The sequence below is a fragment of the Janthinobacterium sp. GW821-FHT03C08 genome, assembly GCF_059420905.1.
In genome coordinates this window covers 71,574-87,681 of the sequence record NZ_JBWKUP010000015.1, presented here as the reverse complement: position 1 = coordinate 87,681, position 16,108 = coordinate 71,574, and the positions used below count along the sequence as shown (strand labels likewise).

General features: G+C 67.2%; 17 protein-coding genes and 1 pseudogene. 12 read left to right on the top strand and 6 right to left on the bottom strand.

Going from position 1 to position 16,108, the window contains the following annotated elements:
- Positions 1-38: 38 nt before the first annotated feature.
- The 3 genes and pseudogenes from AC07VL_RS21405 to AC07VL_RS21395 form a co-directional block, all read left to right on the top strand.
- A pseudogene (locus tag AC07VL_RS21405) lies at positions 39-1,691 on the top strand (DNA internalization-related competence protein ComEC/Rec2); the annotation flags it as partial.
- A gap of 81 nt (positions 1,692-1,772) precedes the next feature.
- Positions 1,773-2,012 carry a hypothetical protein gene (locus tag AC07VL_RS21400; RefSeq protein WP_494807622.1) on the top strand — a complete coding sequence of 80 codons (240 nt, stop codon included), beginning with the start codon at positions 1,773-1,775 and terminating at the stop codon, positions 2,010-2,012.
- Positions 2,013-2,051: 39 nt separating this feature from the next.
- A complete protein-coding gene (locus tag AC07VL_RS21395; RefSeq protein ID WP_494807621.1) occupies positions 2,052-2,282 on the top strand; it encodes a hypothetical protein in 231 nt (76 codons plus the stop codon).
- Positions 2,283-2,306: 24 nt separating this feature from the next.
- On the opposite strand, the gene AC07VL_RS21390 is transcribed toward AC07VL_RS21395, so the two are convergent.
- The gene (locus AC07VL_RS21390) at positions 2,307-3,230 is read right to left on the bottom strand and encodes a LysR family transcriptional regulator (RefSeq protein WP_494807620.1); all 924 of its coding nucleotides are present in this window, start codon (positions 3,228-3,230) and stop codon (positions 2,307-2,309) included.
- Between the two features lie 150 nt (positions 3,231-3,380).
- On the opposite strand from AC07VL_RS21390, the gene AC07VL_RS21385 reads away from it, so the two are divergent.
- The 4 genes from AC07VL_RS21385 (at position 3,381) to dcd (ending at position 6,421) form a co-directional block, all read left to right on the top strand.
- The gene (locus tag AC07VL_RS21385; RefSeq protein WP_290599778.1) at positions 3,381-4,142 is read left to right on the top strand and encodes a sulfite exporter TauE/SafE family protein; all 762 of its coding nucleotides are present in this window, start codon (positions 3,381-3,383) and stop codon (positions 4,140-4,142) included.
- A gap of 21 nt (positions 4,143-4,163) precedes the next feature.
- Positions 4,164-4,841, top strand: coding sequence for an HAD family hydrolase (locus AC07VL_RS21380; RefSeq protein ID WP_494807619.1), 678 nt, complete (start codon positions 4,164-4,166; stop codon positions 4,839-4,841).
- A 76-nt stretch (positions 4,842-4,917) separates the two neighbouring features.
- A complete protein-coding gene (locus AC07VL_RS21375; RefSeq protein WP_494807618.1) occupies positions 4,918-5,718 on the top strand; it encodes an alpha/beta fold hydrolase in 801 nt (266 codons plus the stop codon).
- 133 nt (positions 5,719-5,851) lie between these two features.
- Positions 5,852-6,421 (top strand): dCTP deaminase, encoded by a 570-nt coding sequence (gene dcd / locus AC07VL_RS21370; RefSeq protein ID WP_034755486.1) that lies wholly within the window; start codon positions 5,852-5,854, stop codon positions 6,419-6,421.
- Between the two features lie 31 nt (positions 6,422-6,452).
- Here the strand turns inward: dcd and AC07VL_RS21365 are convergent, their stop codons facing one another.
- Entirely contained in the window at positions 6,453-7,688 is a 1,236-nt protein-coding gene (locus tag AC07VL_RS21365; protein ID WP_494807617.1) for a PrpF domain-containing protein, read from the bottom strand.
- A 173-nt stretch (positions 7,689-7,861) separates the two neighbouring features.
- Here AC07VL_RS21365 and AC07VL_RS21360 point away from each other — a divergent pair, with 173 nt between their 5' ends.
- Positions 7,862-8,200, top strand: coding sequence for a FlxA-like family protein (locus AC07VL_RS21360; RefSeq protein ID WP_494807616.1), 339 nt, complete (start codon positions 7,862-7,864; stop codon positions 8,198-8,200).
- A gap of 24 nt (positions 8,201-8,224) precedes the next feature.
- Here AC07VL_RS21360 and AC07VL_RS21355 read toward each other — a convergent pair whose 3' ends face one another.
- On the bottom strand, positions 8,225-9,742 hold the full coding sequence (locus AC07VL_RS21355; RefSeq protein ID WP_494807615.1) for a sensor histidine kinase: 1,518 nt from the start codon (positions 9,740-9,742) through the stop codon (positions 8,225-8,227).
- A gap of 2 nt (positions 9,743-9,744) precedes the next feature.
- Positions 9,745-10,434, bottom strand: a complete 690-nt coding sequence (locus AC07VL_RS21350) for a response regulator transcription factor (protein ID WP_494807614.1) — start codon at positions 10,432-10,434, stop codon at positions 9,745-9,747.
- Positions 10,435-10,676: 242 nt separating this feature from the next.
- Here AC07VL_RS21350 and AC07VL_RS21345 point away from each other — a divergent pair, with 242 nt between their 5' ends.
- From AC07VL_RS21345 to AC07VL_RS21330, 4 genes are read left to right on the top strand one after another with little or no spacing between them, the layout of a single operon-like run.
- A complete protein-coding gene (locus tag AC07VL_RS21345; protein ID WP_494807613.1) occupies positions 10,677-11,168 on the top strand; it encodes a periplasmic heavy metal sensor in 492 nt (163 codons plus the stop codon).
- 21 nt (positions 11,169-11,189) lie between these two features.
- Complete coding sequence (locus tag AC07VL_RS21340) at positions 11,190-11,861, top strand: hypothetical protein (RefSeq protein WP_494807612.1); 672 nt, start codon at positions 11,190-11,192, stop codon at positions 11,859-11,861.
- Between the two features lie 3 nt (positions 11,862-11,864).
- Positions 11,865-12,029: a hypothetical protein gene (locus tag AC07VL_RS21335; protein WP_494807611.1), complete on the top strand. Its 165-nt coding sequence runs from the start codon at positions 11,865-11,867 to the stop codon at positions 12,027-12,029.
- Positions 11,987-12,844, top strand: a complete 858-nt coding sequence (locus AC07VL_RS21330) for a dioxygenase family protein (RefSeq protein ID WP_494807610.1) — start codon at positions 11,987-11,989, stop codon at positions 12,842-12,844. Before AC07VL_RS21335 ends, AC07VL_RS21330 begins: the two co-directional genes overlap by 43 nt.
- Here the strand turns inward: AC07VL_RS21330 and AC07VL_RS21325 are convergent.
- Positions 12,841-14,289, bottom strand: a complete 1,449-nt coding sequence (locus AC07VL_RS21325; protein ID WP_494807609.1) for a DUF1501 domain-containing protein — start codon at positions 14,287-14,289, stop codon at positions 12,841-12,843. The two genes, AC07VL_RS21330 and AC07VL_RS21325, sit on opposite strands and share 4 nt — an antisense overlap.
- Before the next feature lie 9 nt (positions 14,290-14,298).
- Positions 14,299-16,104 (bottom strand): DUF1800 domain-containing protein, encoded by a 1,806-nt coding sequence (locus AC07VL_RS21320; protein WP_494807608.1) that lies wholly within the window; start codon positions 16,102-16,104, stop codon positions 14,299-14,301.
- Between the last annotated feature and the right edge of the window lie 4 nt (positions 16,105-16,108).

Below are 16,108 nucleotides of genomic sequence, written 5' to 3'. Positions count from 1 at the left end.
CGGAACATTGATCCAGTTCATGTATTCATAGACCCTATATTTCCATTTCGGGCTTGCACATCACCATGATCGCGGGCCTGTTCGCGCTGGGGGCGGGCGCGCTGTGGCGGCGCTCCTTCTTCACGGACCGCCAGCTGCCCCTGCTGCTGCCGGCGCAAAAGGTGGCGGCCCTGGCCGGTGCCCTGGCGGCGTTCCTGTACGTGCTGCTGGCCGGCTTCGGCGTGCCCGCCCAGCGTACCCTGTACATGTTGCTGGTGGTGGCGCTGGCCCTGTGGCTGGGGCGCGCCAGCAGCGTGGCCCACGTGCTGTGCCTGGCGCTGGGCGTGGTCGTGCTGCTCGATCCCTGGGCCGTGCTGTGGCCCGGCTTCTGGCTGTCGTTCGGCGCCGTCGCCACCATCCTGTACGCGACGGCGGGCCGCACCACGGCGCCCTTGCCGCCGCAGGCGGGACGCTGGCGCCGCCTGCGCGCCGCCGTGGCGCTGGGGGCGCACACACAGTACGTGGTGACGGTGGGGCTGGTGCCCTTGACGATGCTGCTGTTCTCGCAAGTGTCGCTCGTGTCGCCGGTCGCCAACGCCCTGGCCATACCCGTCATCAGCCTGGTCGTCACGCCTTTGTCCCTGGCGGGCAGCCTGCTGCCCGCGCCCCTGTCCGACGGGCTGTTGCTGCTGGCGCACGCCATCGTGCAGATGCTGGCGCAGGTGCTGGACTGGCTGGGGGCGCGCCGCTTTGCCGTGTGGACGGCGCCCGCGCCGCCAATGTGGAGTTTTTGCTGGGCACTGTTCGGCACGGCATGGCTGCTGGCGCCACGCGGATGGCCGCAGCGCTGGGCCGGCATGCTGGGCTGGCTGCCGCTGCTGACGGCCTTGCCATCGAGTCCGCCGCCGGGCCAGATGTGGATCACGGCCTTTGACGTGGGACAAGGCATGGCCGTGCTGGTGGAAACCCACGGCCACCGCCTGCTGTACGACACGGGACCGGCCTACAGCCTCGATGCCGATGGCGCCAGCCGGGTCATCGTGCCGTATCTGCGCGCGCGCGGCATCAGCAAGCTCGACGGCGTCATCATTTCCCACAGCGACACGGACCATGCGGGCGGCGCCGTCTCCCTGCTGGAAAACGTGGACGTGGGCTGGCTGGCCTCGTCGCTGTTCGACGGCCACCCGGCCATCGAGGCCCGGCGGCAAGCCCGGCGCCCGCATCTGCACTGCATGGCGGGCCAGCGCTGGACCTGGGAAGGCGTGCACTTCGCCATGCTGCACCCGTTGCCCGCCAGCCACATGGACATCAGCCTGACACCGAACGCCCGCAGCTGCACCGTGAAGATCACGGCCGGCAAGCATGCCATCCTGCTGGCCGGCGACATCGAGGCGGCGCAGGAAGCGCAGCTGCTGGCCCGCTCGGCGGAGGGCGAACTGGCGGCCGACGTGCTGCTGGCGCCCCATCACGGCAGCGGCACCTCGTCGACGCCGGCGTTCCTGGCCGCCGTGCATCCGGCCCTGGCCATCTTCCAGGTGGGACACCGCAACCGCTACAAGCATCCGAAGGCGCAGGTATATGCGCGCTATGGCGACCTGGGCATCAGCCGGCTGCGCACGGATGTGGCAGGGGCGGTGGTGCTGGCGTTTGGCGACGATATCGATGTGACGCTGTACCGGGCCAGCCGGCCGCGCTACTGGCATGGGCGCTAGCGGACGCCACTGCATTAATGGTATATATCGGCCATGGGTTGGCAGCCCCGGCGCTGCCTGGATTGTTCTGAAAGGGTGAAGATGGGCTTGTTTGCTTGGAAGAAAAAGGCGGCCGTGCCGGCGATCAGTTTCGAGGAGCGGATCCGCTCCCAAGGCAAGCCGTCGAAGACGCTGTCATATGACTTGCAGGGGCGGCAAGCTGATGCCGTTCGCCTGCAGCATCCCTATCTGTTTCACGTGACGGACCTGCCAAGCGCCGAGGCCATCGTGACGCAGCGCCTGCTGCATGGCGCTTTTGCCTATGTGACGCTGTCGCAGTGACTGCAGGGGGCGCTTTCGCAGGCGGAAAGGAAGGGGTGCGTGCTGGTTTTCCGCTTCCAGGGACAAGCCGTTGTCGGGATGATGCCGGCCAGCAAGACGCCGGAGGTGGCGTACCATCATGTCGGTTCCGAAGGCTATGTGGAGACTTTTATTGCGTATGGCACGGTCACGCCGCTGGAACTCATCGCAATATCGTTTCGTGGCGAGGCGCCGATCTATGACGTGGCGTGGGTCCTGGACACGCCTGTTTCTGTCAAGATAATGGCATAGCGGCCCGTCATTGCGGTGCAGGCGTCAGCCGTGCCGCTCGTCCGGTATCTCCAGCCCCCGCTGCCGCACATACTCCAGAAACAGCCGCGCCCCCTTGGCCATCCTCGACGTGCCGTAGACGGCATGGATGCTCGGGTCGAGCTCCTTCGACGACGTCAGCCGGTACGCCGTGCAGACGCGGCGCAGCGTTCCTGCCGCTACGGCCGGTTCCGCCAGCCAGCTGGCCAGGCGCACGATGCCGGCGCCTTCCAGGGCGGCCTGGAAGGTAGCGATGCCGGAAGTAAAGCGGAAGCGGGGCTGCACCTGGTAGCGCACGTTGCGTTCGCCGGAGACGAAATGCCAGTCGCGCAGGATGCGGGGGGCCGAGTGCATGATGATGTCGTGGCCGGCCAGCTCTTCCGGTTCGTCCGGCGCGCCCATGCGTTCGATGTAGGCGGGCGAGGCGTACATGTAGCGGCGGTAATTCCACAGGGGATAGCCGATCAGCTCGCTGGACTGGGGGAAGGCGCCGCGGATGGCGAAATCGAGCTTTTCCTGGATGGGGTCGATGGATTTGTCCGAGAAGTGGATGTCCACCGACACGTTCGGGTAGTCGCGCGAAAATTGCGCCACCACTTTCGGCAGGAAGCCCAGCGACAGGATTTCCGGCGCCGAGAGGCGCACCCAGCCTTGCGGCGAATTGCTCAGCTCTGCCAGTTGCTCTTCCGCCTCGGCCTGCGTTTCCAGCAAGTGCTTGGCCGACGCGTAATACGTTTCGCCGGCCGTCGTCAGGGTGAACTGCTTTTGCGTGCGCAGGATCAGCTCGGCGCCGATGGCTTCTTCGAGGAACTGGATGGCGCGCGTGACGGCCGACGGCGAGCGCCCCAGCATGCGCGCCGCATGGATGAAGCTGCGCTTTTCCACCACGGTGCAAAAGGCGCGGATCTCCCACATCAGTTTCATCGACATTGCGCGCTCCCGGCAAAAGAGGCCAGTAGACCGCACGGGACGCATTCCGTCAAGCGTTACGCCTGATTGCGTTTTCCGCAATTTGAAGTTGCATCCGGAAAAATCCACGGCGCCTATACTGCCGCTGTCGCCCATTTTCCGCTGCCTATCATGCTGACCATCTCGCTGCTGTGTTTATTTGCCTTCTTTGCAGGCCTCATCGATGCGGCCGTGGGCGGGGGCGGGCTGATACAGCTGCCGGCCCTGTTCAACCTGATGCCGAACATGGCGTCGACGTCCTTGCTGGGCACGAATAAATTCGCTTCCGCCTGCGGCACCACGTTTGCCGCCCGCTCCTTCGTGGGCAAGGTGCACATCCCGTGGCTGCTGGTGCTGCCGGCCGTGGCCAGCGCCTTCGTCATGTCCTTCATCGGCGCGGCCGCCGTGTCCTACGTGCCGCAGCAAGTGGTGCGGCCCATGGTGCTGGTGTTGATCATCATCATGGCCATCTACACCTTCATCAAGAAGGATTTCGGCAGCATGCGCGAAGCGCGCCCCATCGGCCCCCGCGAGCGCATCCTCGCCATCGTCATCGGCGGCGCCATCGGCTTTTATGACGGCCTGTTCGGGCCGGGCACGGGCAGTTTCCTGATTTTCCTCTTCATCCGCGTCTTCGGCTTCGATTTCATCCTCGCCTCGGCCTGTTCGAAACTGGTGAATATCGCCACCAACGTGGCCGCGCTGGCCTTCTTCATTCCCGCCGGCCACGTGGTCTACGCCGTGGCCGCGCCCATGGCCGTGTGCAACATCCTCGGCGCCCTGACGGGCACCTGGATCGCCGTGCGGCGCGGCGCCGCCTTCGTGCGCATCCTCTTCCTCGTGCTGCTGGTGCTGCTGATCGTGAAGTTGTCTTACGACATCTTCTTCAAGTAAGTTTGTGAGCCGGAACAAGCCATGCAAACCATCCAAGGCGTGCTGTGGGACAACGATGGCGTGCTGGTCGATACCGAGCAGCTGTTTTATGAATGCAACCGCGACTTGCTCTTGCCTTACGGCATAGACCTGACGCCCAAGCAATTCTTTGACTGGTTTCTGGACAATAACTACGGCGCCTGGCATGTGCTGCTGGGGCAGGGACACGGCATCGAACTGGTGGACCGCCTGCGGGCCGAACGCAAGCAGCTGTTCGGCGAACGCCTGCGCCAGGCGCGCCGGCTGGCCATGCCCGGCATCGCGCCGCTGCTGGCGGCGCTGCGCCCGCACGTGGCCATGGGCGTCGTCACCAGTGCGTATGCGCAGCACTTTGACATCAGCCATGCGGCCACGGGCTTGCTGCCGCACTTCGATTTCGTGCTGACGCGGGAAATGTACGGGGACAGCAAGCCGGCGCCCGACGGCTACCGCCTGGGCTTGCAGCGCCTGGGCCTGGCCGCCGGCGCCTGCGTGGCCGTGGAGGATTCGCCGCGCGGCTTGCGCGCCGCCAACGCGGCGGGACTGGAGTGCATCGTCCTGCGCAACCACATGAACCGCGGCTACGCCTTCGACGGCGCCTTTTGCGTGGTCGAATCCGTGGCCGAGCTGGGCGCCGTGCTGGCGTCCTTCGTGCCCGGCATGGCGCCCGTGCGCGGGTAATTAGAGGCCTTCCTCTGATCCGTCTTGCCGGCCTGCCATTACAATTGCCTATCGCATTCACCGGCACGGCTCCACGATGACACTTCCGCAGCTGCACTTTGCCCACGCCAACAGTTATCCTGCAGGCACCTACCGCAAGCTGTTCGGCCTGCTGGGCCGGCACTACGCCGTGCAGGCGCTCGACATGCATGCGCACGACCCCGCCTATCCCGTCAGCACGGGCTGGCCCGAGCTGGTGCGTGAGTATATCGACGACCTGGAGCGCCGCTACAGCGCGCCCGTGATCCTCGTCGGCCATTCGCTGGGCGGCATGCTCAGCGTGATGGTGGCCAAGCAGCGGCCCGACCTGGTGCGCTGCGTCGTCCTGCTCGATTCGCCCGTGGTGGCGGGCTGGCGCGCCTTGCTGGTGCGCCTGGCGCGCAACACGGCGCTGGGCGAGCGTTACTCTCCCGCCCGTTTTTCCGCCCGGCGGCGCAAGCTGTGGCCCGACGCGCAGGCGGCGTATGAGCACTTCGCCGCCAAGGAGATGTTCGCCATCTGGGCGCCGCAAGTCTTGCGCGACTACATCGCCAGCGGCCTGGCGCCCCATCCGGACGGGGTGCAGCTGCGCTTTACGCGCGAAGTGGAGACGGATGTCTACCGCAGCCTGCCGCACCACATCGGCGGCCTCGTCAAGGATGGCTTTCCCGTGCCCATCGGCTTCATCGGCGGCACGGCATCGGTGGAATGCCGCCAGGCGGGCCTGGCCGCCACGCGCAAGCTGGTCGGCCCGTTTTTCCGCCAGGTGCCCGGCGGTCATTTGTTTCCCATGGAAAACCCGGAACTGACGGCGCAAGTGGTGCAGGAGATGATCACTTCCTTGCTGGCGAAACACTAGCTGACAAGCAATGATTTTCGCGTGGCAAGGGCCAAAAGTGGCGGTTTTTCGCGTAAAATCCTGCCATCCGGGCCGCGCCTGCGCCAGGCGCGCCGCCCCCGCCATTCCGATATTCTAGAAAGATACCCCTGCGATGACGATTAAAAGCGACAAATGGATACGCCGCATGGCGGAAACGACGGGCATGATCGAGCCGTTCGAACCGGGCCAGGTCAAGGAACGCGACGGCAACCGCATCGTTTCCTACGGCACGTCCAGCTATGGCTATGACATCCGCTGCGCCGACGAGTTCAAGCTGTTTACCAACATCAATACCACCATCGTCGATCCCAAGGATTTTGACGCGAACAACTTCGTCGACGTGTCCGGCAAGGGCTATTGCATCATCCCGCCGAACTCGTTCGCGCTGGCCCGTACCGTGGAGTATTTCCGCATCCCGCGCAACGTGCTGACGATTTGCCTGGGCAAGAGCACCTACGCCCGCTGCGGCATCATCGTCAACGTCACCCCGTTCGAGCCGGAATGGGAAGGTTATGTGACCCTGGAGTTTTCCAACACGACGCCGCTGCCGGCGAAAATCTACGCCAACGAAGGCGTGGCGCAAGTGCTGTTCTTCGAATCCGACGAAGTGTGCGAAACCTCGTACAAGGACCGCGGCGGCAAATACCAGGGCCAGGTGGGCGTGACCCTGCCCAAGACCTGACGACCTGCAAGGGCAGGGCGCCAGTCCTGCCCTAAAATTGTTTCAGCAGCCATGCCTTCAGGGCGGCGGATGCCTGGTACAGGGGCACATGGCCGCGCAGCAGGATTTGCGCGCTGCGCCGGTAGGCCGCGCTGCCGATCGTGATGCCGCCTGCCGCCTCAGGCTGGCGCGCCACGATGGTGGTGTCCAGGATGCCGGCAGGATTTTCTATCCCCAATGCAATTTCCGTCGCCTCCCGCCCCACGGGCGGCACGCCGCGCGCCAGCGCGTGCGCCACCGTGCCCGGGATCAGGCAGGCCGCCGCCAGGCAGCAGCCGCCCGAGACGGCCAGCGAAGCGTGCCCCGTCTGCGGCGTAAAGTAGCGTACTGCAATATTTCCCTCTCCTTCAGCCGGACCCACGATGCAGAACTTGGGGATGGTTTCGCTGCGTTCCAGCTCTTCCCGCGTCATCAGGCCGCCATCGCGCCGCCGCAAGCCCATCAGCAGTCCCGCCGCGCTCCACAGCTGGCGTATCTCCCGCATGAAGGCGGCGTCCGCTTCCAGTGCCGAAATTGTCTCCTGCGCCGTCTTGCCGAACTGGCTGGCGCGGGCGATGACCATGGGCACGGCCACGTCCACGCAGGAGACGTCGTAGCCGAGTAGCTGGTCTTGCGCATTGCCTGTCGGCAATAAATGCCCCGTCTTGGCGCCCACGGGGGCGTGCAGGAACAGGTCCACGCGGGGGAAGCTGCCCGGCACGCCGGGGATGGCGGCGGCCGCAAAGCTGCCGTCGGGCGCGCGTTCCATGCGCGAGGTGGTGAGCACGCCCGTATTCGTGTTGCGGATGTCGACGGCGTGCGTGCCGATGGCCAGCGCCTCGATCACGCCGCTGTCCAGGCCCCACAGCTGCAGGGCGGACGACATATTGCCGCAATTGACGCTCCAGTCGATGGCCGCATGGCCGCCGGCCAGCTGCGCCAGGGTGCTGACGAGGCGCGGCTGGCCCGCATGCTGCTCCACTTCGGCCAGGAAGACCTTGTTGCTGGTGGGCGCGCCCCGTCCCAGCCCCGTGGCCTGCCGGTTGCCGGGCAGTTCGCCGCACTGGGGCACGCCCATCAGGTGGCGCAGCAATTCCTCGCGCAGGGCCTGATCGGCCGGCACGCTGGCCGCGTGCAGCACCAGGCCCGTCGAGGTGCCGCCGCGCATGTGGTGGACGGGAAACTCGACCACGCCGCAGCGCTGGCGGGGAACGAGGTCGGGCAGGGCAGGCAGCAGTGGCGTGGTCATCGGCGGTCGGCATCGGGGGAGGGAGGGGCCAGTGTGCCAGTTTTTCGTGCCGGTATGCAAGCGCACGCGCGTCCAGCCATCTTTACCTGCCTTTACGTGGCTTTACATGCGCAGCACTGTGCCCGCGCCTGAGCCTGCCGTTAACCAGGGTATTGACACAGACAGGAGGCATCATGGTAGCGGCAATCGGTTCCGGCGGCGCGGTCAGCGCGGCCAGCAGCAGTTCGGGCAGCAGTGCGCAGATCGCGGCGCTGCAAAAGCAGATCACGGCGGCACAGAAGCAGTTGACGGAGTCGCAGAAGGGCGAGCAGACGGAGGCGTCGCAAAAGCTGCAGCAGCAGTTGGCGCAGCAGATCCAGGCCTTGCAGGCGCAAATTGCTCAGTTGCAAGCGGCTGCCGCGCAGCAGGCGGCGCAGCAGGATTCCGGGAAGGCCGGCAGCGCCGAGACGGCGACGAGTCCGGCCAGGTCAAGCTCGTCGACCCTGGGCAGCATCATCGATACGCAGGCATAAGGAGGGCACGGCCAGGCCGGAAGGTCAGCCTGGCGCCGCCACGGGCAGCAGCATTTCCACGCACAGGCCGCCGCCGTGGCGCAGGCTGGCGGCGATGCGCCCGCCATGGGCGCCGATCACGTGCTGGGCGATGGCCAGGCCCAGGCCATGGCCTTCCGTGCTGTGCTGGGTGTTGCTGGCGCGGAAGAAGGGTTCAAAAATGCTGGCCAGGTCGCCCGGCGGCACGCCCGGTCCCCGGTCCAGTACGGCAATGCGCAGTTGCCGGCCATCCTCCTGCCGGGCCATCTGCACCTGCACCGTGCCCGCATCCGGGCTGTGCTTGACGGCATTGCGCACGACGTTTTCCACGGCACGGGCCAGCAATTCGGGCTGGCCCGTGACGGTGGCGTCCAGGCTGGCCGCGTCGCCCGCCAGGTCGATGGCGATCTGGCGCGGCTCCGCCTCGTAGCGGGCATCGGCCACGATATCGTGCACGAGGTCGGCGATGCAGATGTCCTCGCTGTGCGCAGGCAGGGCGCCCGCCTGCGCCGCGCCCGCTTCCAGCCGGGACAGGGTCAGCAGTTCACCGATGAGCTTATCCATGCGCTCGCTTTCGCGCTCGATGCGCTCCATCGAGGCGGCCATCCGGTCCGGCTGCTGGTGGGCCAGGCCGATGGCTGCCTGCAGGCGCGCCAATGGCGAGCGCAGCTCGTGCGAGACATCATGCAGCAGGCGCGTCTGGCTATCCATGAGATTGCGCAAGCGTCCCGTCATGCGGTCGAAGTCGCGGCCCAGGTCCGTCAGCTCGTCGCCGCGCTTGCCGCTGGCGTGGAAGCGGGGCGCCAGGTTGCCGTGCGAGGCGGCCTCGAACGCCTGCCGCAAGTCGCGGATGGGGCGCGCGAAGTACCAGGCCAGCAGGAAGGCGAACAGCAGGCTGGCGGCGATGGCGGCGGCGACGGGAATGAAAGTGCGGTAGGGGCTGTCCATGCGCGGGCCGGGCGGCATGCCGCCCATCTCGCGTGGCGGACCGCGCTCGTAGCCGGCGCGCGGCGGGGCGTCGGCGGCATCGGCACGGGGGCCGCCGCCCATGGCGCGCGGGCCGTTCAGGGTAACGGCATTGAGGGTGTCGCGCGCGGCGCCCGCCTCGGCATTGCGGAAGCGCTCGGACGAGGGCAGGAACAGCAGGTAGGCCGCGCCGTCGCTGCTGCGCGCCTCGCGCACCACGGCATGGGGCGACGCTTGCGCCAGCAGGGCGCGCGCCTTGCCGAGGATGGCGGGATGGACCTTGCGCCCCATCAATTCGTGCCCTTGGGCATCGACCGCAAACACGCGCATGCGCTCCATCCTGCCGAGAAATTGCCGCAAGGCCTGGCTGCCGCCCGCTTCCAGGGTGGCGCTGGCCGCCTCGATGGCCATCTGCGCGGGCGGGCTGGTATCGATGTCCAGCGCCCGCTCCTGCTGCGCGGCGCGGTTCTTCAGCCAGAAGGTGCCGCCGATGCCGATGGTGGCCGTCACTTGCGCCAGCATGATGCACAGGAAAAATTTCCAGAACAGGCGTCCCACGCTTATTCCTTGATCAGCTGGTAGCCGAGGCGGTACACCGTCTGCAGGCAGGAGCGGCCATCGGCCAGGCTGCCCAGCTTGCGCCGCAGGCTGCTCAGGTGCACGTCGATATTGCGGTCGAAGCGGGCCATGGGCCGTCCCAGTCCCAGTTCGGACAGCTGGTTCTTGCTGACGGGCTTGCCCGCATGGCGCACCAGCACTTCCAGCAGGTTGAATTCCGTGCTCGTCAGCTCCAGGTGCGCGCCGGCCCAGGCGGCGCGGCGCTGCTCCGGCCACATCGTCAACTGGCCCACGGCCAGCGGCGCCAGGCCCGACGCGTCGTGCGGCGCCGCCTGCGCGCGGCGCAGGATGGCGCGGATGCGCGCCGTCAGCTCGCGCGGCGTGCACGGCTTGGTGACGTAGTCGTCGGCACCCAGCTCCAGCCCCACGATGCGGTCCGTGTCGTCGCCGCGCGCCGTCAACATCAGGATGGGCAGGTTGCTGCCGGCGCGGATGCGGCGCAGGGTTTCCAGGCCATTCATGCGCGGCATCATGACGTCGAGGATGGCGATGGCGTACAGGCCCGTCAGCGCTTCGGCCGCGCCGCTTTCGCCGTCATGCACGGCCTTGGCGTCAAAACCTTCCTGCGTCAGGTATTCCTGGAACATGCCGACCAGCTCGACATCGTCATCGATTAACAAAACCTTGCTCATGCCTGTGCTTTTTCGCGTGAAGATCGCCCGATGATAGCAGCCAAAGGGGGGTGTTCAGCAGCGTTTTACGCGCTTTTACACAGTTTCCCCGCCCATTGCCCGTATTGCGGGCGCGCGCGCCCGCGCAGCATGCCCGCTTACATTCCCGCTTACATTCCTTTACACGCTTTTACGCGGGCCTAACGTTGCTTTACATGCGCCACGTCGACAATCAAGGCTGTTCGCCACGAAAGGATAGCCCGATGAAATACCTGAGTATTGCCGTATCCCTGCTGCTGTTGTCCGCCGCCAGCATGCCGCTCGTCGCCCTGGCCCAGCAGGCGCCAGCGCACGACGGCCCGCCGCCGCGCGCCCAGGATGGCGGCCCGCCGGGCTGGGGCCATGGTCCCTTCCCCGGCGCGCAAGGCTTGCCGCTTTTCCTGCGCGGCATCGCACTGAGCGAAGCGCAGCAGGACAAGGTCTTTGCCGCCACCTACGCCCAGGCGCCGCTGCTGCGCGAGCAGCAAAAGATCGCCTTCAAGGCCGACGAGCAGCTGCACGCACTGGCCGCTTCCAGCGCCTACGACGATGCCCAGGCCGGCGCATTGGCGAACGCGGCGGCACAAGCCATGGCGCAGATCCGCTTGCTGCAGGCGCGGCTGGAGCAGCAATTGCTGGCCGCGCTGACGCCGGAGCAGCGCAAGCAGGCCGAGCAGCAGCGCGACAGCCATTCCGGCCCGCGCCGTCCCCAATAAGCCAACCACAGGAGAGTGAGCATGACCATCAGTGCCTTGAGTTCCAGCAGCGCCGCCAGCCAGCTGAGCGCTTTCAGCCGCCTGGGCGGCAGCAGCAACAGCGGCAGCACGGCCAGCACGGGCGGCGCGTCCGGCACGCGGCCGTCCAAACCCGACGACGGCGCCTTGCTGGACGCCGTTTCCAGCGCCCTGTCCGCGATCGGCGTGTCCGTCGACGCCAGCGACAGCGACAGCGATACGGCCGCCGACGGCACCGGCGCCGCCAGCGGCAGCGACGCGGGCCAGGCGCTGGGCGCCTTCCTGCACCAGCTGATGGGCAGCCTGCATGCGCAAGGCGGCAGCGCCGACGGGCGGGCGGAGGGCGGCGAAGGGCCTGCCGGACCGCCGCAGGGCGGCGCGCGCGGCGCCGGCCCCGGCAATATCGAGTCAGACTTGCAGAGCCTGCTGCAAAAGCTGTCCGCCTCCAGCACTGACAGCACCGATAGCACGGACAGCGCCGACAGCAGCGTGACGGACCTGCAAGCCAGCTTCGCCAGCCTGATCAGCGCGCTGGGCGGCGATGAGGGCAGCGGCAGCGGCAGTTCCGGCAGCAAATTGAGCAGTTTCCTGCAGGCGCTTTCGGGCAGCCTGGGCACGGCCAGCGCGGGCGGCAGCCTGTCCGCCAGCGGCAACCTGGTCAATACAACGGCCTGAACCATGGAACGCAAGCTCGCTCTTGTCCCCAGGAAAGCGCTCTCGGAACGGGCGACGCAAGCCCTGTTCCTGTGCGCCAGCCTGAGTCCGGCGCTGGCGGGCTTGCCCCACTTGATGGAGTATGTATGGACTTACATGATCACGGTCTGGCATCCGACCTCGAAATGATGCGCCAGCTGGCGGCCGAGCGGCGCCAGGTCCTGCGCTGGCTGCTGGCCGGCGCCGCCACCTTGCCCCTGGTCAGCTGCGGCGGCGGTTCGGATGCCGGCGCCAGCGCCGTCAGCGGCACCACCGGCACGTCCGGCACGGCCACGGTCACGACGCCGACGACGGGCGCCTGCGCGGTGATCCCCGAGGAGACGGGCGGGCCGTATCCGGCCGATGGCACGAACACGAGCGGTGGCAGCATCGTCAACGTGCTGAACCAGTCGGGCGTGGTGCGCAGCGATATCCGCGCCAGTTTCAACGGCGCCACGGGCGTGGCGGCTGGCGTGCCTTTGAGCATCAAGTTGCAGCTGCTCAATGCCAGCGGCAGCTGCGCCACCCTGGCCGGCTACGCCATCTACCTGTGGCATTGCGACCGCGACGGCCTGTATTCGCTGTATTCGAACGGCGTGACGGGACAAAACTATTTGCGCGGCGTACAGGAAACGGACAGTGCCGGCAACCTCGTCTTCACGACGATCTTTCCTGGCTGCTACGCGGGCCGCATGCCGCACGTGCATTTCGAGGTCTATCCCAGCGTGGCCAAGGCGGCCAGCGCCGCGAACCGCATCAAGACGTCGCAGTTCACGTTCCCGATGGCAACATTGAACGAGGCCTATGCGGCCAGCGGCTACGCGGCCAGCGTGCGCAACCTGGCGCAGATCAGCTATGCCACGGACAATGTCTTTGCCGACGGCACCAGCCTGCAGATGGCCACGGTGACGGGCAACGCCACCGATGGCTACGTCGCCACCCTGGTCATCGCCGTGAACGGTTAACTTGTCGTCATGAAACCCAGGTCGCGCCGGCCGAAGTTGCCGATATTCGGGAACACGTCGGCCAGCTGACTGTCGGCCACGCCGAACCACCTGGCCAGGGTGGCGCCGTACTGGTCGACGGAGGTCGTCGGCAGCAGGGCGCCGGAGCCCACGTCCAGTTCGTGGCCCAGGCCCGACGCCGGGAAGGCGCCGTAGATGTCGCGGCCCTTCACGGCGCCACCCGCGACGAAATGGTGCGCGCCCCAGCCGTGGTCCGTGCCGTCGCCATTGCTGCTGAAGGTGCGGCCGAAGTCCGACGCCGTAAACGTCGTCACCTGGCGCCGCACGTCGGCCCCCTGCAGCGATGCCAGGGTGCTGTCGAAATACGCCAGCGCATGGGCCAGGCGGGCCATCAGGTCGCCATGCAGCACTTTTTGCCGGTCGTGCGTGTCGAAGCTGCCCAGGGTCACGTAAAACACTTGCCGTTTCGCCCCCAGGGGGCCGCGCCCGGCGATGATGCGCGCCACCGTCTGCAATTGCACGGCCAGCGGATTGACGCCGGCCACGCCCGTGTTCGGATTGACGTAGGGCGGGGGATTGGGCACGCCGCCCGCGCCGGCCGGCAGCATGGCGCTGCTGAGCACGCTCTGGCTGGAAATGGCACGCTGCACGACGGCCACGTGTTCCTGTTCCATCATGTCGCTGCCCGCCGTGCCGATGATGTCGCGCAAGGCCGACACGCCCAGGGGCGTGCCGAACAGATAGCCGCTGCCGCTGATATTGCGGATCGGCACGGCGCCCGCCTGGCCCACCTGGAACTGGCGCACCTGGCGCCCGCTGAGGAAGAGGGCATTCGAGGCCGCCGAGATGGCCGTGAACGTGGCGTTGGCGTTGCCGCCGCCGAGCAGGTCGCCCAGGCGTCCGCCCCAGCCGACGCTGGCGCCTTCGGGCAGGCCCGACTGCCATGTCGATTGCTGGTCGTTGTGCGAGAACAGCTTGGGCGGCAGCGCCACGCTGCCCGCCTTGTATTGCGCCAGGGTGACGGGCTGGATCAGGGTGCCCACGTTGGCGACGATGGCGGCGCGGCCGCCGTCGAACAGGTCTTTCATGGGGCCGAGGGCGGGGTGCAGGGCAAAGCTCCGGCCCGCCTGCGCGGTGGCGGGTACGACGGGCAGCACGCCGCCCGTCTCGCCCACGCCGGGCAGGTGGATCGAGTCATTGCCGCCCGTATTGCGCAGGCGCAGGTATTCCGTCCACGACGCGCTGTCCGTGGCCAGCACCGTATTGAAACTGTCGTTGCCGCCGGCCAGGAACAGGCAGACGAGCGCCTTGTAGTCGTCGGCCGACTGGGCCGCGGCCTGGCCCATGGCCGCCAGGTTGAGGGCGAACGGGGCGGCCGCGCTGCCGGCCAGGCCCAGCATGGAGCCGAGGAAGCGGCGGCGGGAAAAAGGAGGAGTGTTGGACATGCGGCTTCCTTATTTTTGAACCAGGTATTCAGGCGAGGCCATGGCCAGCAGGATGGCCAGGTGGACGCGGTAAGTCTTCATCGTGTTCACCTGGGCGGCATTGCTGGCCGTCGCGGCAGGGATGGGCACGCTGTCGACGGCGGCCAGGATCTGCCCGCGCAGACGCGCCGACATACTGCCGGCCAGTAACAGCAAGTTGACCCGGTCCAGCAGGGTGCCGGACTGGTCTGCCAGGGCCAGTTCCGCCGTGTAGTCGGCGCGCACGGCGCGCTCTTCCGCCACGCCGCCGCTGATGGCATCCTGCATGAAATTCAGGTAGCCCGTGACGGACGGCTCCGACGTGATCTGCATTTCCGGCGCCACCAGTCCTGCCGTCGCCAGCGCCGAATTGGGCGGCACGTAGGAAGGGCGGAAGTAATTGAACACGGACGGGGCGTTCATGGGGTTCTGGCCCAGGCCCGAGAGGGGGTCGCTCAGGTAATAGATGCGGTATTGCAAAGCGGCATCCTTGGCGTCGAAGGCGCGCATCCAGTTGGCCAGGCGCACCAGCGGTTCGCGCAATTTGCCCGTGCGCAAGCTGGTGCCCGCGGGCGCCAGCGCTTCGCGGTCCAGCAGCACGGCGCGGATCACGGCCTGCATGTCGCCGCGCACGCCCGAACCGTTGTCGGCGAAGGCGGCGGCCACCCGGCCCACGTAGGCGGGGCTGGGGTTGCTGGTGACGAGGCGCTGGATCAGCTGGCGGCCGAAGAAGGGGCCCGCGTTCGGGTGGTTGAACAGGGTGTCGAGGGCCAGCGCCATGTCCGCTTCACCACCCGCCGTGCCGGCGGCGCTGACGCCGAGAAAGCGTTTTTCGCTGGTGGAATGGTATGCCGCATAGTTCTGCATCGGCTTCCAGTCGCGGTCCGGGTCGGCCACGCTGCCATTGAAGCGGTTGGCGCCCTGGTCCGGGCCCGCCCAGCTCCAGCCCGTAAATACCTTCGCCAGGCCGCTCACGTCATCGCGCGTGTACGTGTCGATGGGCTTGCCGCCAGACAGCTTCAGCGAGCCATCCCCGTTCAGCTGGTACAGGCCGATGGTGAACAGCTGCATGACTTCGCGCGCGAAATTCTCGTCGGGCGTGCGCGTCGCCGATTCCTTCTGGTTGCGCAGGTGCGACAGGTACAGGCCCATCATCGGATGGGTCGCCACGGCTTGCAGCAGGGTGCGGAAGTTGCCGAATGCGTGTTGCCCCAGCGTATCGTAATAGCTGGCGACGCCCCGCGTCAGCGGCCACACGGCCTCATTTTGCGTGGAGACGACAAAAATTTCGGATAGGGCAAAGGCCACGCGCTGGCGCAGTTGGTCGTCGCCGCGCACGGCCTGCTGCCAGAACGACTCATAAAAATCCGTCGGCACGGCTTTGCCGGGCGCCGTGGGGTATTTGGCGTCGATATATTTGCGGTGCAAGGTTTGCGGCTTGGAAAACTGGGCCTTGAACCACGCATCGCTGTCGCTGGCGGCCAGCGCATCGATGGCGGCCATGTTGGGGCCGAAGGTGGCCCGGCCCAGGAAGCGCGACGCTTCCTGGCGCGTGAAGGTGACGGCTTGCGCGATGGGCGGCGTGGTCAGGGGCGGCGGCGGAATGGTATCGCCGGGCGTGGTGCCAGGCGGGGTGACGGGCACGCCGGGATCGCCGGGCGCGACGGTGGCCGGCGGCACGGCAGGGGTGTCCGGTTTCAGGCTGGTGCTGTTCTGGCTGTCGCCGCCGCCACCGCAGGCGGACAGCAAGGCGGTCAGTGCCAGGGCCAGCACGCGACGCAAAATTGGGTGGGTCATTTAG